At 66.8% G+C, this 24,813-nt stretch carries 10 protein-coding genes; 1 reads left to right on the top strand and 9 read right to left on the bottom strand.

Features of this window, described 5'->3' with window-relative positions; genetic code table 11:
- Positions 1-4: 4 nt before the first annotated feature.
- Positions 5-1,882, bottom strand: coding sequence for an NAD(P)/FAD-dependent oxidoreductase (locus F0U63_RS21330; RefSeq protein WP_395847747.1), 1,878 nt, complete (start codon positions 1,880-1,882; stop codon positions 5-7).
- Positions 1,883-1,980: 98 nt separating this feature from the next.
- Entirely contained in the window at positions 1,981-2,472 is a 492-nt protein-coding gene (locus F0U63_RS21325; protein ID WP_395847746.1) for an SgcJ/EcaC family oxidoreductase, read from the bottom strand.
- A 159-nt stretch (positions 2,473-2,631) separates the two neighbouring features.
- On the opposite strand from F0U63_RS21325, the gene F0U63_RS21320 reads away from it, so the two are divergent.
- Entirely contained in the window at positions 2,632-3,300 is a 669-nt protein-coding gene (locus F0U63_RS21320; RefSeq protein ID WP_395847745.1) for an ester cyclase, read from the top strand.
- 19 nt (positions 3,301-3,319) lie between these two features.
- On the opposite strand, the gene F0U63_RS21315 is transcribed toward F0U63_RS21320, so the two are convergent.
- From F0U63_RS21315 to F0U63_RS21285, 7 genes are all read right to left on the bottom strand, one after another.
- A complete protein-coding gene (locus F0U63_RS21315; RefSeq protein WP_395847744.1) occupies positions 3,320-4,888 on the bottom strand; it encodes a YdiU family protein in 1,569 nt (522 codons plus the stop codon).
- A gap of 109 nt (positions 4,889-4,997) precedes the next feature.
- Positions 4,998-6,899 carry a glycoside hydrolase family 15 protein gene (locus F0U63_RS21310; protein WP_395847743.1) on the bottom strand — a complete coding sequence of 634 codons (1,902 nt, stop codon included), beginning with the start codon at positions 6,897-6,899 and terminating at the stop codon, positions 4,998-5,000.
- 406 nt (positions 6,900-7,305) lie between these two features.
- Entirely contained in the window at positions 7,306-7,536 is a 231-nt protein-coding gene (locus tag F0U63_RS21305) for a hypothetical protein (protein WP_395847742.1), read from the bottom strand.
- A gap of 101 nt (positions 7,537-7,637) precedes the next feature.
- Positions 7,638-8,159, bottom strand: a complete 522-nt coding sequence (locus F0U63_RS21300) for a hypothetical protein (protein WP_395847741.1) — start codon at positions 8,157-8,159, stop codon at positions 7,638-7,640.
- A gap of 251 nt (positions 8,160-8,410) precedes the next feature.
- Positions 8,411-8,884, bottom strand: coding sequence for a SitI3 family protein (locus F0U63_RS21295; RefSeq protein WP_395847740.1), 474 nt, complete (start codon positions 8,882-8,884; stop codon positions 8,411-8,413).
- 91 nt (positions 8,885-8,975) lie between these two features.
- On the bottom strand, positions 8,976-9,392 hold the full coding sequence (locus tag F0U63_RS21290; RefSeq protein WP_395847739.1) for an MJ0042-type zinc finger domain-containing protein: 417 nt from the start codon (positions 9,390-9,392) through the stop codon (positions 8,976-8,978).
- Between the two features lies 1 nt (position 9,393).
- The gene (locus tag F0U63_RS21285; protein WP_395847738.1) at positions 9,394-24,807 is read right to left on the bottom strand and encodes an RHS repeat-associated core domain-containing protein; all 15,414 of its coding nucleotides are present in this window, start codon (positions 24,805-24,807) and stop codon (positions 9,394-9,396) included.
- Positions 24,808-24,813: the final 6 nt, after the last annotated feature.

Genomic DNA, 24,813 nt, shown 5'->3' with positions numbered 1-24,813 from the left:
CGGGTCAGGAGGCGACCTTGCGGACGGGAGATGGCGCCTCGGTCTCCTGAGGCTCCGCCCTGGTGTCGGGCTCGAGGAGCCCGAGCTGGAGCAGGAGCTTCTGGAGCTCGGTGTCGGCCCAGTCATAGGCATAGCCCAGCAGGAAGAGCACCAGCAGTGTCTGGCCGCGCACGGCGATGGCCCGGGAGAGCCGCTCCGACGGGGACTCGGGCAGCCAGCGGCGCAGCCACGCGGGGACGCGCTCGAGGAACTTCTCCGGATGGATGAAGTCCTCCGCGGAGAGGTCCGCGCGCTCCTGGCCGCGCAGGAACGGCAGCTTCCACAACTGGGGCACGGGGGCCGCCAGCCGGACAATGGCCTTGAGCGTCGGCACGCGGATGCCGTGCTCGAGGCGCCAGCGCGCGCGCTCCCCGATCCCCGCCTGCAAGCGCCCCTGGAGCTCCCGGACGCGCTCCGGCGACAGCCAGTGCCAGGGCTTCGTCTGGGAGTAGAACATGTGCCGCGAGAGGTACTCGCGCAGCTCGCGCAGCTCGGGCGTTTCGCGGCGCGTGTCTCCCCCCGTCTCCACCAGCCAGCGCGAGATGCGCGAGCGGGAGGCGCCCGCGGACCAGAAGATGCTCAGGTCGAGCATGTGCGAGAGCACGAAGAAGCGGCTGTCCGCGATGGCCGGCGTGTACTTCTCGCGGATCATGTTGCGCATGATGTGCCAGTCCTGCCGGGTCGCCCGGTTCACCCGCTCGAGGTACTCCGGGTCCATCCCCCCACCCCGCAGATCCTGCTCGACGAGGTTGGCGACGTGCCAGGAGCTCACCAGCGCCAGCGAGATACCCTGGCTGTAATAGGCATCCACGATGGAGGCCGCGTCTCCCATCATCCCGTAGCGTTTGGCGCTCACGAAGGTGTCGGTCATGTACTGCACGTCGCGGTACATGCGGAACTCGAGCATCCGCTCCTTGGCGAGGGCCTTGCGCAGCGGAGGATGGCGGCCGATGAGCTCCCAGAGCTGGGCCTCGGGCGTCGCCCCCGGAGGCGGCTTGCGCTGATCGAACGTCGCCCCGACACTGATGCGCTGCTTGGACAGCCGGATGACCCAGATCCAATAACCCTCGCCCCACAGGTGGAGGGTGTGCAGATCCCTCGAGGTCTGGTCGCCATCGGCGTACGTGTGCACCCACGGCTCCCCGAACAGCTCATCGGAGATGCCCTCGAACTGGCCCCACACGGCCGTCGTCTGGAAGCCATCCTTCAGCTCGACGGCGTGCTTCTGCTTCCTGGCCAGCAGGCGGTTGCGCCCCGAGCAGTCCAGCACCCACCGGGCGCGCACCGTGCCCTGCTCGCGCGTGGCCTGGCACTCCCAGCGCAGCTCGTGGGGCCGGCTCTCCTCCTCCTGGATGACCACGTCGCGCACCTTCACGGTGTCCAGGAAGCGCACGTTGGGAAAGGACGCGAGCGACTCGCGCATCACGTCCTCCGCTTCCGGCCGGACGATCTGCACGTCCATGAGCGAGGCCCGGAAGTAGCGTTTGTCCTTGGCCTGCTCATACAGGTAGTGGGGAGGATCCGCGTGGACGCCCCACTCGGAGGTCGCCTCGAAGCGCTCGGAGTGCTCCAGGCCGTAGGTGAACCACACGCCGTGCTTGGGAAAGCACTCCCCGGCGAACTCATCCAACCCCCCCACCGTGCGCAGAAAGGGGTTGGTGAAGATGAGGAACGACTCGCCCACCTTGAAGCTGCGCTTCTGTCCCCGCGCGTTGTCGAGCAGGAGGACCTGGAAGCCCCTCTTGGCGTATTGCAGTGCGTTGAAGAGGCCGACGATGCCCGCGCCCATGATGGCCACGTCCGCGTCGACCGCCCGATCCTGCTGCTGCGTGGCCTGCTCCATTGCGTGTCTCCTCCGCCCGTGGCGATCGGTCCCGATGGAGCCTCGACCTTACCGGAAGCTCCCGGGCCGTGGCATCGGAGAGCTCCGACGACAGGCGGCTAGGGCCTGGGCTTCACATCCGTGTTGTGCCCGGCGATGATCCGCCACTGCCCGGAGACCTTCTTCATCACGTACTTCATCTGGGTGCGCAGCAGCCCGGGCTCCGTGTTCTGCACTCCCGGAGGCAGTCCCGAGTGCCCCGTCAACTCATGGACCGTGTCCACCACGGCGATGTCCGCTTCGGGGAACACGATCCGGCGCACCGTCACCTTGACCTGACTGCCCTTGAAGATGGTGGAGAAGATGGCGGCGTGGCGCTGCTCGATCTCCGCCCGTCCTTCAAAGAAGCTCCCCGCGATGTTGATGAAGTCCGAGTCCTGAGTGAAATCCTGGGTCCACGCCGTCGCGTCCCCGCGGTTCCATGCCTCGGACTGGACCGCCACGAGCTGGCGCAGTTCCAGCTCGTCCTGGGCATGGCTCGCGTCCGAGCACGCCGTGGCGAAGAGGAACAGCAGGGCCAGCAACGACGAGGCCGGAACGATACGTGTCATGTGTCCACCCCTCCAAGAAGGGGGCGGAGCATGGCACACCCGGCCCTGCGCGATCATGCGTCAGACCCGGCGGGAATCGCGGCGGGAGCAACACGGTGAGTGTGGGCCGCTGCTACAATGAGCCCCGGCTCGAAGAGCCCCTACCCCCCAGGAGACGTCATGAGCATCGCCAAGCCGGCCACGGAACCGCTCTGGTTGCAGGGACGAGATGCTGTCGTCGAGAACGATGAAGGCGTGAAGTGGCGCAACGGACGCCCGGACTACCACCTGACGAACATCACCGTGCACAAGGAGCGCACACGCCACTTCCCCACGGGCTCCCTGGAGCTGGTGGTGGAGAACCTCGTGCGCGTGTTCGAGATGGAGGTCTCACACAAGGCCGATCCCGCGCAGTGGGTGTCAGTCGTGCGCGACAGGTTCCGCACCAACGTCAACGGCGGCACGTGGGGCAGCGCCGACGACATCGCCGCGCGTGGCAGCTACAACCTCTTCCTCGGTGACACGCCCTACTACAAAGGCAGCGAGGAGACGTTCGACTCGTCACACGACGTCTTCCACACCGCCTTCCCCGAGGGCTTCTTCTGGGAGGTGCTCGAGGTGTACTCGGCGCCGCCGGCGGTGAGCTTCAAGTGGCGTCACTGGGGCAACTTCACCGGCCCCTACAAGGGACAGGCGCCCACCGGACAGCGCGTGGAGATCTTTGGCATGAGCGTGGCGCGCGTGGCCGAGGATCTGCGGATCCTCGAGGTCGAGCACTTCTACGACAACAGCCAGTTCCTGCGGCAGCTCGCCACCGGCTGCCCGATGCACGCCTCCGGGGCGAAGTAGTCCGCCCCGGGACGCGCGCTCAGGAACTGCACGAGAGCGCCGAGCACCCGGGCTTCGAACGCGCCCACTCCGGCCGCCGGCCCGCGTACGCCTCGCGGCCCGGCTGCTCCTCGAAGGGCCGCCGCATCACCTCCAGCAGCGTGTGCACCTTCGAGTCATCGCCCGCGTGCGCCGCGTCGATGGCCTCCTGGGCCAGCCAGTTGCGCAACACGTACTTCGGATTCACCGCGTCCATGCGCCGCGCCAGCTCGGCGGGAGCCACGTCCTCGCGCCGGGTACGCCGCCACCAGGCCGTCAGCCACTCCAGGCCCCGGGCCACATGCTCGTCGGGCACCTTCCCGTAGAAGGCCTCGCGCAGCACCGCGGGCCACTCTCCCGGTGCCTCCGGCGCCGTCACCACCCGCGACAGCCCCCGGAAGAAGATCGTCATGTCCGTCTCCTGCGCGGCGAGCCACGAGAAGCAGCCCTGCACCAGCTCGAGGTCTCCCTCCTGCGCGAGCGAGGACAGCCCGAGCTTCGCCGCGAAGCGCCGCTCCAGCTCGGTCTGGAAGACGCGCTCGTACTCGAGCAGTCCCGCCTCCACCAGCGCCTCCTCCTCGTCGAGGATCGGCAAGAGCGCGACCCCCAGCCGCTCGACATTCCACAGGCCGATGCCCGGCTGGTTGCCGAAGCGGTAGCGGCGCTGCTGGGCGTCGGTGGTGTTGGGCGTCCAGCCGGGGTTGAAGTCGTCGACCCAGCCATAGGGGCCGTAGTCGATGGTGAGCCCGAGGATGGACATGTTGTCGGTGTTCATCACGCCGTGGACGAACCCCACCGCCTGCCAATGCGCGATGAGCCGCGCGGTGCGGCGCGCCACCTCCAGGAAGAAGGCGGCATACGTGTCCTTCGACGGCGCGCCGAGCTCCGGATAGAAGTTCTTCAGCGTGTAGTCCGCCAGGGCCTTGAGCAGCCCCACGTCTCCCCGGCTCGCGCACAGCTCGAAGTTGCCGAAGCGCAGGAAGGTGGGCGACACCCGGCACACGATGGCCCCGGGCTCGGCCTCGGGATTGCCGTCGTAGAACATGTCCCGGATGACCGCGTCCCCCGTGGCCACCAGCGACAGGGCACGCGTGGTGGGCACCCCCAGGTGGTGCATGGCCTCGCTGCACAGGAATTCCCGGATGGAGGAGCGCAGCACCGCCCGCCCGTCTCCCCGGCGGGAGTACGGCGTGGGCCCCGCCCCCTTGAGCTGGAGCTCGTAGCGCGTGCCGTCGGGGCCCTGCAACTCGCCCAGGCTGATGGCGCGCCCATCACCCAACTGCCCCGCCCATTGACCGAACTGATGCCCGCCATAGTTGGCCGCGTAGGGCACCATGCCCGGCCACAACCCATTGCCCGAGAGCACGCGCACGGCCTCCTCGGAGCGCAGCGTGGCCTCGTCCAGGCCCAGCAGGGCCGCCACCTCGGGAGAATGGGCCACGAGCCGCGGAGCCGACACCGGCGTGGGCTGCACCTTCGACCACAGGGCGCCGTGCACCTGACGCGGCCGCCGGTCGGTCTGCGGATCTCCAGGAGTCGAGTCGATGAAACGAGAGGTGAACTGAAGCATGGGGATTGGATGCCTGGCGGGCGCGAACGTTGCAAGGCGAGCACCCGGAAATGAGGGACGGACAGGACGCCGTGCCCACGCTCGGATGACCCTCGAGGGACCGCCCTCTTCAGTGGGCCGCCTCCCAGGCGAAGCGGGACATGAACATGGAGCGTCGGCCGAGGTGGTAGGTGAGCGCGAAGTCCGCGTAGTCATACGCGCCGGGCCTGGGCAGTTGGAAGCGCCGCCCCGCGGAGAGCTGCGCGCACGAGGCCACCAGCGCCATGTGCGTGAAGGCCTGCGGAAAATTGCCCCTCGCCTCCCCCGTGCCGGGGACGGACTCCTCCGCGTAGAGGCCCACATCGTTGGCCAGGCTCAGCAGGTAGCGCAATAGCTCCTCCGCCTCCTCCGCCCTCCCCGAGTGCACCAGCACGTCGTGCATCCAGAAGGAGCACAGCAGGAAGGTGCCCTCCCCTCCACTCAGGCCATCCGGTGCGTGGTAGCGGAAGAGGAGCCCACCCTTCTCCAACTGCTCGCGCACCACCGCCACCGTGCGCTCCACCAGCGGGTGGCCCGAGGGCAGGAAGCCCAGCGAGGGAAGCTGCAACACCGAGGCGTCCGCCCGCTGCGAGCCCACCGACTGGGAAAACCACCCGAGGCGCGTGCCCTCGCGCAGCAGGTACTCGCGCAGCAGCGCGCGCTCGCGCGACCACCGCCCCACCGGCGCCGCGAACCGCCGCGCCCGCGCGATGCGCAGCGCCCGGTCCAACGCCACCCAGCACAGCAGCTTCGAGTGGAGGAAGTGCCGGGACTCGTCACGAATCTCCCAGAGCCCCTGGTCCGGCTGGCGCCAGCGCCCGCACACCTCCTCCACCAGACCGCGCAGGAAGTCCCAGTGCCCCGGGGGCAGGCTCCCGCCCATCTTCGCGAAGAGCCACGAGCCCTCCAGCAGCTCCCCGAAGACGTCGAGCTGGAGCTGCTTCACCGCCCCGTTGCCGATGCGCACCGGCCGCGAGCCCTGGTGCCCATCCAGGTGGGGCAACTCCACCTCGGGCAGCAACCGGTGGCCGCGGATGCTGTACATGATTTGAACGTCCTCGGGCCGGCCCGCGCTGGTGCGCGCCAACCAGCGCTGGAAGGCGAGCGTCTCAGACTGGTAGCCCAGCAGCATCAAGGAAATGAGCGTGAGCGTCGTGTCACGCAGCCAGGTGTAACGGTAGTCCCAGTTGCGCACGCCGCCCGGTTCCTCGGGCAGGGACGTGGTGGGGGCGGCCACGATGGCGCCCGAGGGGGCGTACGAGAGCGCCTTGAGCACCAGGGCCGAGCGGCGCACCGCGTGGGCGTAGTCGCCCTCGTAGGCGCAGTGGGAGATCCACTCGCGCCAGAAGGCCACCGTGTCCTCCAGCCGCCCGCGCAGCGCCGCCAGGTCCGGCATCTCTTGAGGCGTGCGCTCGATGAGCGAGGGCGTCCAGGCCGCTTCCACCCAGGCCTCGTCTCCGGCGCGCAGGTGCCAGCGCGCGCGCAGGGAATCCTCGTGCGCGATGAGCGGCCGGGTGGCCGTCACCCACAGTGCGTCCGCGCCGCCCACCAGCTCGGCTGTCTGGGGCGAGGTGAGGCGGATGCGGGGTACGAAGGCCCCGTATTCGAAGCGGGGCGCCACCACCACCCGCGCATCCACCTCGCCCGCGGTGCAACGCAGCCGCCGGAGCAGCGAGTGCCTGGAGCCCAAGCGGGGGCCCTGGGAAGCGCGGGTGCGCACGGGCATGCAGTCCGTCACCTCCAACACGCCGGTGGGCGTGGTGAAGGTGGTGACGAGCACGTTGGTGTCGTCGAGGTAGCGGCGGCTGGAGGGGAAGTCGCCCTCGGGGCCAACCCGGAAGGAGCCGCCCCGGCGCGCATCCAGGATGCGGCAGAACACCGAGGCCGAGTCGAACCGGGGGAAGCAGGCCCAGTCGATGGAGCCATCCCGGCCCACGAGCGCCGCCGAGTGGCAGTCGCCCAGCAAGGCATAATCAGCGATGCGCTGCCGCATGGGGCCCCCTTCCCCTTCCAGGCGCCTGCGCGCCTGATGAAGCCGCCCGCTCCACGAGGGAGGACTCGAGTCCCTGCTTCCACCGTGCCCCCAAGCGCCAGGGATGAATGCCCATGAACTGCCTCCGGACGCGTGTCTACCCCGCTCTCACAAGCTGGGGCCGGAGCGCCGGGGGAGAGAAGTGGGACACGGCAAGCGCTTCCTCTCCAGGATTCCCAGCCACCGCGGCGGGAGGCGGCTGCAGAATCAAGGCAGTGCAACCTTGCCGGAAGAATCATCAACCCCCACGACAACAGGGCCATCCATCACTGTGGTTCCATCGCTCCTGTCGAACACGACTACCCATCATCCAGGCTTCCTGGGAACCATTCGCGCAGCCGAATTCAACGGCAATTCTCTACCAATTTCAGGCACCCGACTCGCGGCGCATCATCTCCGCCACATATGCCCTCAACGCAGCCTCACCCTCGAAAACACGCCCGCTCTGAATACACTCAGCCTGGGCGGATTTCTCCCATGCATCCACCCCAACCACCTCACCCCAAGTACCATCAACGTACACATGAACAAGAAATCCTCCGAGCTTGTCCTTCACGAAAAATAAACCAATCAAGCCATCAGTTAGCGTGCGACTCATCGAACTCCCCAGGGGGACCTATCCGCCGCCCCAAAAGCATACTGATCGAGCTCAAGAGTGAACACAACTCCCGAGTGGGTTGGCCGCAGACCCGGATGCGTTCAGAACTCAAGACCTCGCCAGGGAAACACACTGCTGTCCGTGAAAAGCGCTTGAAATAGACACACCCCGTCGGGCTCGGTGGGCCAGAGATTCAAAGCGATAGGCTGCTCCAGAGTGTGACTACCCAGCAGTTGGACGCCCTCGGAGCGCACGACATCCATGGTGGTTCGTTCGATATCGGGCAAATCCGAACTGGCGGAAGTCAGAACCACGCACCGAGGCTCATCGGCCCGCATGAACAAGCCATAAGGTCCTACCATCGAGAGCAGCAAGGACCAAACCTTCCCATTCCGCCGCAGGACATAGAAGAAGCAGACATCATCATTCAAGTCTGTATCATCAAGGATTTCGAACCACTCTTTCAATCTCTCCAGGAGCGCCGCGTACGGGGCTTGATCGGCAGCTTGCCGGACGAACAAAAAACTCGGCGACGATAGAGAGCCGTACTTCTCCAGACACCGCGCAAATATTTCGCTCAGAGACACGTCCGGTGTCATCTCCAAGGCCTTTTTCTCGTTCATGAATTCGACAGACAACCTGCCCAGAGCTTCATCGTCCAGACTCTAGTCATGGCCGAGAACTCCTTTTGAGGATCCTCGCCCCCCCCCGTGACGGGAGGAGGCTGGCGGGAATGAGGACACAGCCACGAACACCGTCAGCACTCGAGGCGACTTCCCGGGACTCATCAAAGCACCCCTCGGCCCACTCCGGGGCAGAGCCGCCATCAAGCTTGAGCAAGAACCAAGCGCGCACATCATCACTCAACATGACTCTACATGGTCGGAAGTTTTTCGAGTGTATACGGCATGGCCACCAAGCTCAAGCGCTCCGGGTTCCAGAGCCCAGAATTGCCATCCAAGACCAGGTGTCCCTCTCGACGCAGCAACAAAACGTAATCCCCATTGAACACGAGGACCGCATCACCCTGCTCCTCGCGCACTACCGCCAACACTCCCCGGAGCATGGACGCCACGGCCTTCTGCCATTCGCCTGGGACCGGGTCATAAGAAAGGGTGAAGTGGACGGCCAACTTGGGCTCGATGTCCAGACTCTCCTTGTAGAGCATTCGTACCGGACTTGGCATGGAGTACGCATACGCAAGAAATCCGGGACCCACGACGTCCTCGTAGTTCCCATCTGCTGAACGACTGATTTTTACCGTCAGGCCCAGTTCCGCCATCACCAAGTTCAAGACATCCTGCGGGTCCGAATCAGACGCGACACAAAACTCATAATCGAGAGACACAAAGCAACCCCATCAACTCCTCCGGAACCGTGTCCAAGGATCGGCACGCACCACAATGTCCAGCAGTCGTGAAGTTGTGCCACCAAGCCCATCAGGATGACGAGCGCGAGATCTCGATCACAGCTCCGGCAGCCTGAACCATACGTCCCAAAACCTCTACCTCTACTCTTGTCCCATCTGCAACTTCGCCAGGAATCTTGCGTAGCAGTTCTCCAGCCTCGGCAACACTCAGGCCAAGCGCATCACGTAAGCCACGCAGAGTTGCAGCCCTATTGGATCCCAGCTCAATGACCTTGAGCACCCAACGTCCGTTCTCAAGATAAAAGAGCTGACGTACGTCTTCAGGCACATCATGACTATCGGCCTCGAATGTGTGTCCACAAGAATTACATTTGAAGGATGCCGAAAGGCGAATCCCTCCATCTGCTCCCCAAAGCGCATAGGCAACTTTTCCGGAAGAATGACATTGTGGACAGGAGAAAGAAACGCTGACCGATTCGTGCATCATCCTAAAATCCTCTCATTCGCATATAGCGCTTTACCGTGGCGCTGAACTTGTCATCGAGCGCTGGACTGTGATGCCCATAAATACCTCTAGACCACCATCTATGATGCAGTTCCTCATGAACGATCGTGTCTATCAATTCACGCCTAGACGCAAAGGAGCGTTTCCCAATCTGCGTTCCCTTCCGCTGCACTGCCAACGCAAACGGACTCAGGAAAGGATTGTACTGAGGAACGTGCGTCATTCGCACATTGGGTATGTCCTTCTTGAGTATTTCCTGAATCCACGCGTTACGAACCTGCGCGGACCTCCCGCTGACATGCCGCAGGTCCGAGACAAAATCAGCATTACGCCCCACGCCGCCTGAGGCCTCGGCGGCAGTCGTCCCTTCCATTGCGGCTTCGATGTTTTCATCAGCAACTACATTCCGGGCCCTGAGCGCACGACCGCGCGCACCATCTTCCACTGAAGAGTCAACCCACTGCAGAGTTGTTGGTTGCCTCAAGTTCTCCAGTGCCTGATTTAGACGTCCAAGAGAGCGAGCCACAGAAGGTGCCGCCATCTTGGCCGCCATCCCGCCCGCGATGAAAGGCAATGGGCTGAAGTAATCCACCTCGCCCTGCTGGAGACCCGCCGCGACGCTCAGGTTCTGGCTCAAGGCGTTGTCAACAAACCCCTCGGTGAGCCCCATCGTCAACCCGAGGTACGGGCTGGCTTCGCCGACAGCTCCCCCCACCAACACTCCCGCCGAGTGTCCCGCCACACCCGCGACCGCCCCAATACCAAAGCCCTGGACCGTCGCCCCGAAGACTCCCCGGTTCGACCTGCCCTCGTAATACGCATCCAAACCAGAGGCCACGCTCATCCCCGCGCCGCCCACCAGCGCGGAACCCAGCAGAGACGCGCCTCCGGTCAAGCCCGCCATGAAGCCAGCGGATGCTCCGGCGGCAGCTCCCTTGAAGCACCCGTGCTTCTGCCCACCCAACGCCCCCACTCCACAGCCAATGATTCCTCCAACCGCTCCGCCAATCAGACCCGAGACAACCGGTATCCGCCCGTCCGGGTCCACGAACCCCGTCGGATTGTCCTTGGCATAGGCAAACGGATGCAGGCCCGTGGGATTGTCCAGGTTCCCCAACACCGGATCCTCGGACAGGAACCGGCCCAGGGCCGGGTGGTACCAACGCTGCTGCGCGTACACCAGGTCCACGTCCGCGTCGAAAGCATGGCCCGTGTAGCCCAGGCTCGCCTCCGCGCTCCCCGGCACCTTCCAGTGCGAGGCGTCCTTCCTGTACCCGCCCCACGCGTCATAACGCGAGTGCGTGTCCGTCGCCCCGGCCTGGCCCACCGCGCTGCCCAGTCCGTCATGCGCGACGCGGGCCGCCCCCACCGCCACCGTCAGCCCCGCCCCCTGCGCGTAGAGCTGCGCCCCACCCGGCAGCCGCTCCTCCTGCAACTCCCCATCCGCCCACAGATAGCCCGTGGTCACCCCGCCCGCCGTCCGGCTCACCCTCAAGCCGTCCCAGCCATACGCATACGTCGCCGTCTGGACCGCGCCCCCTGCTCCGGCCACCTTCGGCTGCACCGCCGCCCGTACCAACCTCCCCGCCGCATCCCACTTGTACTCCTTGCGGACACCCGCCGTGTCCTCCAGCACCAGCCGGCCAACCGGATCCGTGACGTACGTGGCCGTGCGCGTCGCGGCCCCATTCCCGTCCCGGTTCAGCTCGTCGTAGATGCCCTCCAGACCGCCGCGGGCATCGAAGCCATAGCGCCAATGCCTGCTCGCGCTCGCCGCCTCGAAGCCCGCCGGGGTCAGCACTCCGCTGTAGCCGACCGCCTCTTTCTCCCGCAGCCGGCTTCCGTCACTCCCCAACTGGTACAGCACCGCCCTGCCACCCGGGTAGCGCACGCCCGTGAGCCGATCCGCCTCGTCGTACCCGTACTCCGTCGTCTCCAGTCCGCTCGACAACTGCGCGTCGAGGTACATCTCCTTCGTGCGATTGCCTCGCTCGTCGTACTCGTACTCGAAGCCGCTGTGCAGCTGCGTCACCGACGCCAGGGCCCCATCACACCCCGGATCCGTTGCCGCGTTCAGCACCCGGCGCAGCCGCCCACGGCCGTCGTAGCAGCGCCGCTCCACCAGGCCCCCACCCGACACCACCGTCAGCCGCTCGCCTCCGGGCTCCCACTTCAGCTCCGTCAGCCCCGCGGGGCCGTTGATGCTCTCGAGCCGATCCGTGGTGGAGTCATACCCATACGTCACCGTGCCCGCGGCGCTCGTCACCGTCTCGCGCTGATCGCTCGCCGTATAGGTATAGGAAATGCCCTCCGTCCCTCGCGTCTGCCCATTGAGCCGCCGCCGCGCATCGTACGTATAGGCATTCACCACCTGGGTGGACGCGCCCCACTTCTCCACCACGTTCCAGGGCTGGTCCAGCGACGTATACGCATACGCCACCTCCCCCAGCGACGGGGGCGCATCGGCAGGCGTTGACGCCTGCAGGTACGTCACCCGGGCCACACGTCCCCGGCCGTCCATCAGCGTCTTCACGGTGTCCTGGTTGCCATCCATCCGGGTTCCCAGTCCACCGCTCCAGGTGGTCACCCACTTCGCGCCACCCCGCGCACGCTGCGTCTGACGTCCCAGGAAGTCATAGGCGAACGTCTCGCCACGGGTGGCACTGCCCGTGGGCGGCACCACCGCCGTCAGCCGCAGCAGGGCATCGTACTGATACGTGAAGCGCTCCTGCCCGGGCTGCGTCACGCCCAGCAGCTCACCGCGTGCCCCGCGCTTGTGTGTCCAGGACTGGCCATTCCCATACGCCACCGTCAGCAGCGCGCCGTTCGGGTCGTACGTGAAATCCGTCGTCTGGAGTCCAGAGGCCGTGTCCGAGGGAAGCCCATACCGGGTCTGCTTCACCAGGCCACGCGCCCAGTAGTCATACTCCATCCGCCGGCCGCTCGGTTCGTTCCGGGCCTTCACCCGTCCGTCCGCGTAATACTCGTACGAGGTCTCCTCGCCACCGGAGCTGACCTTCTTCAGCAGTCCCTCGTCGTACGAGTAGAGCGTGGCGGGAGCTCCCGCGGGGGCACTCTTCGCCAGCACGCCCGCCGCGTCATACAGCCAGGCGTCCGTCCGTCCCCCCTGCTCCATCTTCACCACGTTGACGAGCGAGTCCACCTCCACCTTCGCGGAGTACTCCTCGTGCCGCCCGCCCGCGTCGTCCGTGAAGGAAAGGTCGCCCGTGCGCAGCGTCCAGTTCGTCTCCGTCTGGTAGCGGTAGCTCTGCCCACCGCCCCGCCACTCCTCCACCTCCTTGAGCACCCGGCCCCGGTCATCCCGCGGGTCATAGGTCGTGGTGGCCAGCCAGTCCCCCTCGCTCACCGAGATGGACTTCTCCCACGGGCCATCCAGCAGCACCACACTCGTCCGGCTCCCGTTCCCGTCAGACACCTCCTCGCGCACCAGCCGGTCGCGCGCGTTGAAGCGGCGCCTGGTGATGATGGGTGAGGCCTGGCTTCCCGTGCTGGGGTTGGCCCCGACCGAGGCCGTCTCCACGACCTCGTGCGTGTCCGGGTGATACGTGTAGGTCCACTTCGCCTCGGGGGTCATCGTCGCGGCGGCGTTCCCCTGGGCGGGGATGCCGTAGGCATCCACCGTCTTCGACTTCAACCGCCCCAGCTCGTCGTAGACGTAGGTGGCCTTGAAGCCCGGATGCGGACCGCTCTCCACCTCCACGCGGCCCGCGTTGTCGAGCGTGTACCGGGTGACATGGTTTTCCTCATCCGTCACCTGGACGAGGTTGCCCATCGGATCGTAGCGCCGGGTGGTGGTGCCCGCCTCCCTCGGGGAGGTGTGCTTCCACACCTGGCCACGCTCGGTGTACTCGAAGGTGTCCGTCGCCAACCGGCCATCGACCGTCCGTTGCGCCTCCAGCACCCTGCCCGCGGTGTCCAGGGTGTACAGCACGGTCTCCGAGCGCTGAGCCGGCTCGGTGCCCGTGTCCACCTTCCGCTCCACCCGCACCTGATTGCGTCCACCATTGGATTGGGCATCGAGGTAGGTGTGGACCTCCTCGAGCTTCAAGCCACGGGTCATGGACTGTACGGTCCGCACGTGCTTCGTCAGGCGGCCCAGCACATCCTTGTACTCATAGGTGTCTTCCAGGCCGAGTTCCTCGTCCCTCGAGGACACCAGCCGGCCCGCCTTGTCGTAGCCGCGCTTCTCATTCACTCCACCCCGGGCGGCCTCGCTCCGGGTGAGTCTTGGATTGCCCAGCGGATCCAGGTCACTCAGCGTGACCGCGTGCTGGCCGCCGAGCAGACGGCGCACGGGGGTGCCCTGGGAATCCAGCTCGACCTCTTCCGTGTCGCCATCCCCCCAGTCCCAGTACACCGCGCGGCCCAGGGCGTCGTAATCGATCGTCGTCCGCCGCCCCAGGGCATCCGTCACGAAATAGGGCCGGCCCTCGGCATCGAGGGTGTACTCCGCCTCGGTCAGAGCGCCGGAGGTGACCTTCCACAGTCTTCCCGCGGAGTCGTAATGGGATTGATGGCTCTTCCCCATTTCATCCGTGAAGACATCCTGCTTGCCGTGGACATAGGTGTAGCTCCGGGAGACCTCGCGGGCCGGGTCGCCAATGAGGAAGCGCTCCGAGCGCAGCAGTCCATCCGCGTACTCCAGCGTGCGCTTGTGCGCCGCCGTGGTGCCCCCCGTCGCCGACACCTGCGCCAGTGTTTCCACGACCTGGAGCGTCTCATTCCCCTCGGTATAGACATACGTCCACGCCTCTTGCGGAGACCCCGAGCGGGTGTGGGTCAACACCCGTCCCAATCCATCGTAGGTGAAGGTCTCGACCTCTCGCGTGCGCACATCCTCCGAGCGCAGGACCCGCCCGAGCACGTCGTACTCGAGCTCCCGGACCGCCACCTGGTCTCCGGACGCCACGGAGAGCGTCAGGGTGATACGCCGCGGCTGGCCCAGGCTGTTGAAGTCCTCATAGAGGACGCGACGTCCCTGCGCATCCCTGGCCTGCTTGAGCACGCCATCCGGGTCGTACTCGAGCCCCTCGAAGATCTTGTACGTCTCGGAACCCGCCGCCAGGGAGGTCTCCAGCAGATCACCACGCTCATTGCGTGGTGACGCCACCGTCGCCTGGGGAAGCGTGCTGCTGCTCGGAACACCGAAGGTCGAATCCAGGATGAACCGCGCCAGCTCCCCGCCGTTCTCGAGCCCCGCCACGGGCCTGGTGCCCGGGGAAGGAGGGGCCAGGGCCACATTCGTGAGCCGCATCCGGGAATCGGGGGTGAACAGGAGCTTGCGGCCCGAGGGCGACGACAGCTCGGAGGAGAACACCGGTCCTCCCCGCGCGTCGCTGCCCCACACCGCGCCCTCGACACCCGTGGGCGAGGTCGTGGAGTTCACGTTGCCAGACGGGTTGAGCATCAGCGTCAGCACCACCCCGTCCGGCCGCGTGACGACGCGACGTCTGGACGTCGGGTAGTCGATCTGAAGCTTCTCGCCCTGCATGCCCGTGGTGGACACCTCCGTCACCATCTCGTGCGTCTTCAGATGGGGATAGGGCGCACGCGTCGCCGTGCGCTCGTAGGTCGCGCGCCACTGGACGAACTCCTCCGCGAACTCGTTGGCGCCATGGATGCGCTGGACGCTGTTCAGCTCGTTGAACGACTCCCTCTTCTCCGTGGGTCCGAGTGAGTCCGCCACGGGCAGGTAGTCGTACTTGTAGATCTGGAGCGGTTGCTCGATCGCGGAGAAGCCGGGAAGAGCGCGCGCCGCACGCGTGAGGTTGCCCGTCACGTCATGGCTGAAGGTGACCTTGTACCCATCCGTGTAGGTGCCCTCGGGGTGGGTGAGCCGCAGCTGCACGGACTTCAGCCATTGGAAGTCGTCGTTGCGCACCAGCCGGCGGATCTCCTCCGGCATCTGCTCGGGGCTCGTGTCCACCTCCTCGTAGGTGAACAACAGCGCCGCCGCGCCAACCTCCGCCTTGTGCTCCACGGAGGCCAGGCGATCCGTGTCGCCTTCGTACGTGAGCCGCGTCCAGCCCAGGTCGTCACCCCGGCCATGGCCATCGGAGATGCCCGTCAGGAACCACTGGCGCTTGCCCTCTTCACTCGCCTTCTTGCCCTTGCGGTTGAATTCCAGCTTCCGGCCGTCTGGCATCGTGAGGAGCACCACGTCCTGGTGGTCCTTGAGCTTCAGCGGAGCGGTCACGGACAGATCAAAGCCGTGCGTGTTGTCTGTCTTGCACGTGGTGACGCTGCCGTAGTCCTCCTTGTCCGGATCGAGGGTGCACGAGGGGAAGACAAACCCCTGTCCACCGAGAATGACGATGTACCGGCCGACCTTCTCCTCGAACACGAACCCCTGGAAGTTGTGGGTCCAGCCCCGGCCCAGCGGATTGGGCTCGTTGTCGGTGTTGGTGTAGAGGCGCGAGAAGCCGAAGCCGCCACCCGGGAAGGGAATGGAGAAGTCGGAGTGCTCGAGTGACAGGTGTCCATCCGCGAGGTTGACACCCGCCACGGTCTCCTGACCAACCGCGAGCGTATTCGCGCCGTTGTAGGAGCCCTGCGGCTTGCCCAGAGGCTTCACCGTCCGCTCCTTCGTCGTCTCCAGGACGAGGAAGACGGGCACCGCGGCGTTCGCACTGCCCGGCATGCTGGCCAGATGGGCCGGCAGGGGCAGCTTGAATCGCCGGGCCCCCGTGCTCGTGAAGTTGGACTCCTGCTGGAGCTCCTGCTTGACGAGGCCCCGCCCCGTCTCCGTCACCTTGTAGGAGCCGTCCGGCTGGTGCGCCATCGTCACCTCCTTGAGGAGGTTGCGGTTCTCGGGGCTGCAGCTCTCGTTGGTGCACAGCTTCACCACGCCCGTCTTGAACAGCGCGGGCTCGACGAAGAAGTTCGTCGTCGCCAGCTGCGACACCGGGCGCCCATTGGCGGGCGTGCCATCCGCGGCGTCTGGCTCCACCGCCGCCTCCGCGGTGAACTCCGCGGACGCCGTCAGACGATCCTTGCGTGCCGCCAGGCCGTAGAAGTTGAAGCGGTAGAGGATGTTCTCCGAGTTCCCGCTCAGGTACAGCTCGATGTAGAGGATGTCATTGGCGCTCAGCACGTCGCCGATGAACTCGCCATCGCAATTGGCCGTGATGGAATTGTCCGCGGCATTCACCTCGAGCGGGCAGTCAATGCCGTAGTCATCTCCGCCCAACCGCACCCGGTACTGACCGCTGAGCGTGCCCGCGCGTCCCGGGACTCCTGGCTCGAGCAGCGTCGCCAGGAACTCATAGGAGAGATCCCGCTCCTTCGCCGCCGGTTGATCGTCTGTGTTCAGGTCCCGCGGTTTGCCGTCGCCATGCGCGGTGACGCGCTGCGGCTCGAGGTCCAGGATGCGGAACTCATGCTCGCGCGACAGATCGAAGCGCGCCACGGGCTGGCCCTGTCCCTCGTTCCGTTTGAAGACGTTCTTCAAATAGAGCGCCTTGGCCGGCATGCCGGGTGGGTTCTCACCGGGCGTGTCCGACTCCTGGAAGCCCGGCGGAGGAGCATCGGGCCCGGAGCCCGTGTTCTGGCCCAGGAGACGATTGCCCACCACGTGGAGGTAGTAGTTGGCGCGGATGAGGTTGTTCCGCGTCTCCTGCTTGCCGTCCGCTTTTTCCGTCCGCTGCGCCGTCTGGACGTTGACCGTGCTCTGGCCCGGCGCCACCGGGAACGTGCTCACCACGACCTGCTCGTCGGCGCTGTTCGTCACGCGGACGATCCGCCCCGCCAGCGGAGGAACGCCCTTGGGCACGTCGCTCAACTGCTCGCTGTCACGCAGACAGGTCGCCAGCTGTTCTTCCGTCGCCCCGGGCGGCAGCTCGGAGCAGTAGACCTGCAGCAGCAGGCCGGCGTCCGCATCGTCGTCCACCAGGGCGCCCGGGCTGCACGCGCCACCATCCGACCGCAAGCCCCGCACACACGTCTCGCCCCCGGAGGCGCCCGGCGCCGCGAGCCTGCTCGCGACGCCACCATCGATCCCGCTCCCTCCGTCCACGCCCGCGGCCGGGGTGGGACGCACCCGCCAGTGGGTGCTCACCTGGACGAAGTCATCCCGCGTGGTCCCAGCACCTCCCGTGCGGATGAGGTTCTTCTGCCCGCTCCGCGACAGTCCCTGCTCGCCGGCCCGCCGCTCCACGCGCACGTCGATCTCCGGCGGGAACATGTCCAGCTGGGCGCCAATGCCCAGTTCCTGCTGGGTGCAGTGGGAGATCTCGAAGGTCTGGTTGCCCTCCTGGATCGGAATCTTGCCCTGCGCGTCCTGCGGACACGTCCCATCTTCCCTGCGTGCTTCACGGTTGATGGGAGGCACCACCACCGTGCTCATGCCCGTGTAGCCGGTGGCATGGTTCACCGCGAACACCACCAGCCGGTCTCCCGTCGACAGGCGCAGGAAGCTGCTGCCGTTGGCGGAGCAGTCACTCTTGAGGAACGCGTCTTCCTCCGGAGTGCGTGGGTTCTTGAGCGCGAGCGCCGCGCAGCGCTCACGCGTGCCCCGGGACACGGTACTGGTGGGCCCCAACCGGACCCGCGAGAAATAACCGTGCTTGTTGCCCGGCGGCGGTGCATCCGGGTCGGCGCACTCCTCCGTGTTGGGGTGCGCCACCGTGTATTGGGCAATGGGCAGCTCGAGGTTGTCCTCGCGGAAGAAGTGCACCTCGGTGGTGGCCACGTCCTGCTCGGAAATGGAGCGCAGCTCACCGGTGGCCGTGTCCCATTCCGTCTGGGTGACGTCCTGGCACACCGCCGGCACCGCCCGCCCATCCCTGTTCTTGAAGGTGACGGTCCCGAACAGCATGCGCAGATCCACGAGCACGTCCGCGCGTGAGCTGGTGCTCGGCGACATCATGAAGGTGGGCGAGCAGGTGGCGAAGGAGCCCGGGACGCTGTCGAAGTGCGTGTTGCCCGCGCTGTCCAGCCGCGCCAGGTAGCGGTTGCCCAGCGGCACCTCCGCGCACGCGATGCCCATGGTGTTGACCGCGGGCGCCTGCATCAGGGTGGAGTACCTGCCATTGGCCTCGGTGGCGGCGACGCCATCCGACGCGCTGGTGATGTTCACCCGCAGGCCGCCGAAGCGCACCGCCCCCTGGAGCTTGTCGGAGTCGAAGCTGTCCGCCTCCTGGGTGAACGTCAGCCTCGCCTGGGTGGGCGTCTCCCCCGCATCCGGAGCAATCGGCTCCAGGCGGGCCGTCAGCAGGAGGGTCCGCTCGGCGAACCGCGTCCTTCCGGAGAGCTTGATCGTGCTGGTGCCCAGCGGCAGGTACACCCGGCTGGACAGGGTCACCTCGTCCACGCCCTGCACCACCCATTGCTCCCCCGGCTCGGCGCCGATCGCGAGCCCGTCCGGTCCCTTCGCGCTGAGCGACGCGATCACGGTCTCCGCCGTCGCGCCCGGCAGATCCACGGACTCGTCCGAGTCGTACTGGACCGTGAACGCGATGGGCTCGGCGAGGGGCAGGTTCACCACGACGCCCGTCGGCGGTGGCACCATGTTCGGCTGGGTGAGCGTGAGCTTCGTCTCGACGGCGCGGGGAGTCCGCACATCCCCCCAGATATGGGCGGGACCGAAGGGAACGGTGTCCATGGCGCTGAAGCCCATCGCGATGCCGGCGAGCAGCAGTTGTGCGTGGGACGTTCCGATGAGCAGCTCGCCCAGCCTCCCGAAGAAGGAGGCTGGCGTGGTGGCCGGCGGCGGGACCACCCACCTGCCCAGACCTCCGTCCAGCGCCGAGCCCGTGCCTCCCGCACCGCCAGGGCTCCCCGTGCCACCAGGACTCCCGCCGCCCGTGCTCCCGCCCGCGCTCGCGAGCGCCGCCTCCACCAGCTCCTGCTGCTTGGGCGTGAGCTCCATGTAGCCGAACAGCTCCATCGAGGTCACCGAGATGTCCCCATCCGACTCGATGGCCTCACCGTTGACATGGCCGAAGCCCACGCGCTTGAGCGCCAGCCGGCGCTCATCGAAGGCGAGCAGCACCACCATCCGCCCGGACTCGAGCTGGGTGCGGTTGGGCAGGGTGAGGTGGATGGCGCGCAGGAACTGGACGCGCTCGGGACCGAGCTGCCACAGCGCCGAGGGGGCCACCCGGTCCTCCATCGGCACCGGGCGGGCGTAGGTCGGCACCTCCGTGGCGGTGAGCACGCCCGAGGTGGAGCCGTCCGCGAAGGCCAAGCCTCCCTCGGGCACCTTCAGCTTCATCGCCCCATGCACGCCCCCGAAGGTCACTTCACCACCGGCCGCCCCGTTCACGTGCTGCGCGGAGGTCTCCTGCAAGGGGATGAGGATCAACGGCCGATCCTGTGTCTCCTTCTCCTGCGTGATGAAGAGCTGCCGGCGCACGGTGGTATAGGCGCGGCCCTCCGAGGACAGGCCCCCCTCGAAGCGCAGCTCCACCTGGCGGTCGCCCTGCACCCCCAGCAGTGCCCAGTTTCCATCGGGACCCGTGCGCGTGGACAGGCCTTGTCCCACGGCCTCCACCCGCACGCCGCTCAATGGCTGGAGACGCTCGTCCAGCACCACGCCCCGCGCCAGGGTGAGCGGGCGCCGCACGGTGAACTCGCTGCCGAAAGTGCCAGACATGCCCAGGCTGCCCGCCGGAGCCCGCACATCCTGGATCCGCACGGTGAGCCGCTGCCCCGGGGGCAAGGGCTCCTGGGCGACGAAGGTGACCGTCTGCGCGCCGGGCGCCACCGAGAAGCCTCCCGCCAGGCGCGAGCCGTTCGCCTGGACCACGAAGGTGTCGGGAGTGATGCTGGTGGGATCCACGGGCTTGTTGAACGCCACGCTCACCAGCGCGTCCGTCTCGACGTCGGTCGCGCCCGTCTTGGGCTCGATGTCCGTCACCACCAGGGGCTCACTCGAGAGCTGGCGGTAGCGCACCACCACGCTGCGCTCCGAGGACAACCCCAGCGAGTCCGAGACGGAGACACGAAGGGTGTTCTCCCCCACCATCAACGAGACCTGGGCCTCGAAGAGACCCGAAGCGCCCCGCGTCGCCGGCTCCGTGCCGATGTTGACCGTGTAGGGAGGCGTGCCGGAGGTCACCTCCGCCTGGACGAGCACCTTCGAGGTCGGTGATTCGGCGCCATCCGCCGGCGTGACGATGCGCAACTCCGGCGGCACGCTCGGAATGGAGAGCTCCTGCACCAGCACCTCGCGGTTGCCGGCCAGGTCTCGCGCCTCCACCGAGATCGAATTGGAGCCCGCCTTCAGGGACACGGGCGCGGAGAAACCGCCGGCGATCACCACCGCGGGCACGCCCTGCACCCACACTCCCGCCAGATGCGCATCCCACACCGTGCCCTTGAGCACGTACGGGCTCTTGCTCACCAGCGCGGGATTGGTGGAAGGCTCGGTGATCTTCAGGTCGGGCTTGCTCCGGTCCACGCTGATGTGGCGCGTCACGGTCGCGGTTCGTTGCCGCGCGTCGGTCACCTTGATGACGACCGGATGGTCCCCCGACTCCAGCGCGAGCGTGGCGTTGAAGTAGCGCGAGGACACCACCGCGGGCACGTCGTTGACCATCACCTGGAGCGGCAACGTGCCGTCCTGGACGCGACCCGTCACCGTGAAGCTCGTCCCTCCCAGCACGGCCCCATCCGCCGGGGCTTCCACCACCAGCGACGGAGCGGACTCGAACGGGGTCCCCGCGTCCGTACCGGACGAGCCACCATCCTGGCCCGGAGGCGTCCCCGCATCGGAACCCGTGCCCGCATCGGGGCGCGTCCCGGCATCAGGGCCCGTGCCCGCGTCGGCCCGCGTGCCCGCATCCACTTCCACGCCCGCGTCGCTCTCGTCCGACCCGCCATCCGCGGAGGCCTCGCGAACGATCCGCCGCAGCACCTCCGTCTGGAGGCCGTAGCGGTCGGTCACCCTCACCGCGATCGTCCTCTCCCCCAGCGCCGGAACCTCGAGCGAATAGGAGAACGCGCCCCCACTGCCGACCGCGGCTGGCTGTCCTTCCACCAGGACCGTGGGCTTGTCCGCGGCGTCCGCTCCCTTCGCCACGCCGCGCACCGTGACGAACCTGCCCGTGAAGGTGAAACCCTCCGCGGGCTCGCTGAGGGTGAGGGTCGGCGGGGTGGCATTGGCCAGGAAGGTCCGCCGCAAGGTGCCCTTGTTGCCCACCTTGTCGGTCGCCACGAACTGGAGGGTGTTGTACCCCTGCTGCAGCGTGAGCCCGGTGGAGAACGTACCGTCCGCCGCCACCGCCACCGGGGAGCCCGCCAGGGTGAGTTGGACCTTGGCTCCGGCATACGTTTCGTCCTCCACCTTGCCCACCACGTTCACCGAGAGCGCGCCCACGAAGGCGCCCTCCGCGGGCGTACTCACCGAGATCCGCGGGGCCTCGCCGTCACGCAAGACAGACACCGGCAACGTCTTCGAGTTGCCGACTTCGTCATAGGCCACCACCTGGAAGGTGTTCAGGCCATCGTTCAGCGGCAGGGTCTTGCGGTACTTCCCATCCGTCCCTCGCACGAGCGGCCCGCCCGCCACGCTCACCGCGCCGAGCGGACCGTCGTCTCTCACGCTCACGACCAGCTCCACCTCGGAGCTGCTCGTGCCGTAGGTGTCCGGATAGGTGTTGGGGCTCTCCACCGAGATCTCGGGCGGAGTGGTGTCGATCTCGAAGTCGAACTTCTCCACGGTCTCGTGGCCCGCCTTGTCGAGAGCGGTGATGACGAGCGAATGCTTGCCGGGCGCGGAAACCGTTGCCGAAGTGCCGCCCTGGAACACGTCCTGGTGGTCCACCAGGGCCGTCACGGCCTCGAGGTTCAGCTCCTGGACGGAATAGGAGATGGTGGCTGACGTGTTGCGCCGCTCGCCCTTCTGGATGCCCGTGACGTGCACCTCGGGAGCGGTGAAGTCCAACGTGAAGTGGAAGGTCTCGCGCTCCTCGTTGCCAGCGCGGTCGCGGGCGGTGACCACCAGGGTGTGCGACATCTCCGGGCCCGAAATGGCCGTTCCCGGCGGCAGGGGTTGCCCGTCCAGCGTCATCTCCCACTTGTCCAGATACGAATCCTCGACGGAGACAACCGGAGTCACCGGAGCCTTGTAGAAGCCGCCGTCGGCCACTCCCGTGAGCTGGATTCGTGGCTTCTCGAAGTCCAGAACGAAGCGGAAGGTCTTCGAACCGCTATTGCCCAGCGTGTCGCGAGCCGTCACCACGAGCGTGTACTCGCCAGGCGTGGACACCGTACCGCCCGTCTCGAATGGCTGGCCATTCAGGGTGGCGGAAGTGGAGGAGGAGTTGATATGAGTATCGAGCGCCGTGTAAACGAGGGTGACCGCGTTCTTGTAGTGGTGGCCGTCCTGGATGCCATCCACCTCGATGTCCGGTGCCGTCTTGTCGATGGAGAAATGCCTCAGCAACGACGTCTTGTTCCCGGCCGCGTCCGTCGCCTTCACGCTCAACAGGTACTCGCCATCTCCGGACACCGGAGTGCCGCTCGAGAAGGGATTGCCGTTCAACGAGACTTCCGTCTGGGCCGGGTGGAGGTCCGTCACCTGGATGATGGGCGTGACCGTTTCCCGGCCGAGGGAATCATCGACAACGCCAGACACCTGGACGTCTGGCGGGGTGTAATCGAGCGTGAACTGCCGCTGAGAGGTGACGACGTACCCAGCGCGATCCTTCGCCACCACCTCGAGGGTGTGATTGCCCTCGGAGGAGACGAGCGCCCCGCTGGCGAACGGCAAGCCATCCACACTCGCGGAAACCGAGGTGTCCAGGAGATGGGCGTCCGTGGCACTGAACTTCACCGACACCGGCTGATTGTGTTTCGAGCCCTCCTCGACGTCCGAGAACGTCACCTTGGGGGAGGTCCCATCGATGACGAACGAAAGGGAGCCCGTCGAGGACACTCCTCCATTGACCCCACCGCTCACCGCCTTCACCCGCAGGAAGTGGTTCCCTAGCGCGACCACATTGGTGCCACTGATGATGGGAACGCCGTCCAGCGTGGCGGACAACTGGGCCGTCACGGACGAGCTGAAGGTAATAACCACCTCGCCGCGCCGTGGCCTGGCGACAACCCCGTCATGAACCCCTGACACCGAGATGACGGGCCCGCCTGGATGGATGGTGAACTGCACCCACTTGCTGGTGGACCGCCCGGATCGATCCGTGGCCGTCACCACCAGGTCGTGCGGCCCCACACTGCTCACGCTCGTCCCGGTGAACGGAACGCCATCGAGTGTCACGGAAGTGGACACCAGACGCGCATCGCTCGATGACCAGGACAGGTTGATAGGCCCCGGCCGCGTCTCGCCATTGAGCACTCCGCTCACGGTGACGACGGGATTCATCGAATCGTATTCCACCGCGCGACAGGTGCGCGCGACGTTGCCACAGAAATCCCGGGCGGCCGTGACGATGGCATTGGTGCCTTCCACCAGCGGCACCTCCGCGCTCAGGAAACCCGCGCTCACGGAGGCGGGCACGCCGGACACGCTCACCGCGGTGACGTCCGTGTCCACGATTCCCTCGACCGTGAGGACACCGATGGTCGACAGGTCATCGCCCTCGTTACTCATGAGCTCGAACATGGGCGGCAGGGTGTCCGCGTTGAACACCGCCGCGCGCACGGCACTGTCGTGCTTGCCCAGTGACGTGACTTGCAACGTGTTGGTGCCCCGAAGCTCGACCACCTTCGCGAACGAGCCCCTGAACGTGGGGGACATACCGTCCCGCATGAGCTCTCCGTTGAAGACGACGCTCGCGTTGGCACCGGCGCCATGGAGATCCACCACCAGGACGCCGAGCGCCCATGGATCCGGCAGGGAGAACGTCTGCTCCCGGGTCACCTGGGGCTCGCTCACCGGGCCCACGTCCGCGAGCACGCACGGCAGCGCGTTGGTGGCCGCGACGGACACACGCACATGGAAGCCCCGCTGGGTGACCACCTCGAGATCGTTCAACGACTTCAGGCTCACCCGCTTCACTTGCAGCCGGCTGTTCGCCGCGAGGGGGATCACCACGCCGTTGAGTGTCACCGTGGCGGGCGACTCGAGTGGGCTGGGCATCACCTCGACCTCGGTGACCAGCAGCCCTGGCTCGCCCTCGGAGGCCCTGAACCGCGCGCTCTGCGTGTCGCCATCCCCCACGAGGGTGCCACTGCGCCAGGCGGGCGACACCTGCTCCTTGGGCATCGCGTCGCAAACCGCTCCGGCCTCGGCACCCAACCGCGCTGACTCCGTGGCCACTCCGGCGGGGGCGATCCACCCCTGCTGATGGGAACGCAGGACCGTGGCCTTGGCCGGCACCGCGATGGCAGCCGGAGCCTGGGCCGAAGCCGGAGCCGTGGTCTCCGTGTCCCTGCCACACCCGGCGGCCAGCGCCACCAGGAGCAACGCCTTCATCAGACA

It is taken from the genome of Cystobacter fuscus, from assembly GCF_044360685.1.
GTDB classification, from domain to species: domain Bacteria; phylum Myxococcota; class Myxococcia; order Myxococcales; family Myxococcaceae; genus Cystobacter; species Cystobacter fuscus_C.
This window is presented reverse-complemented; position numbering and strand designations above follow the sequence as displayed.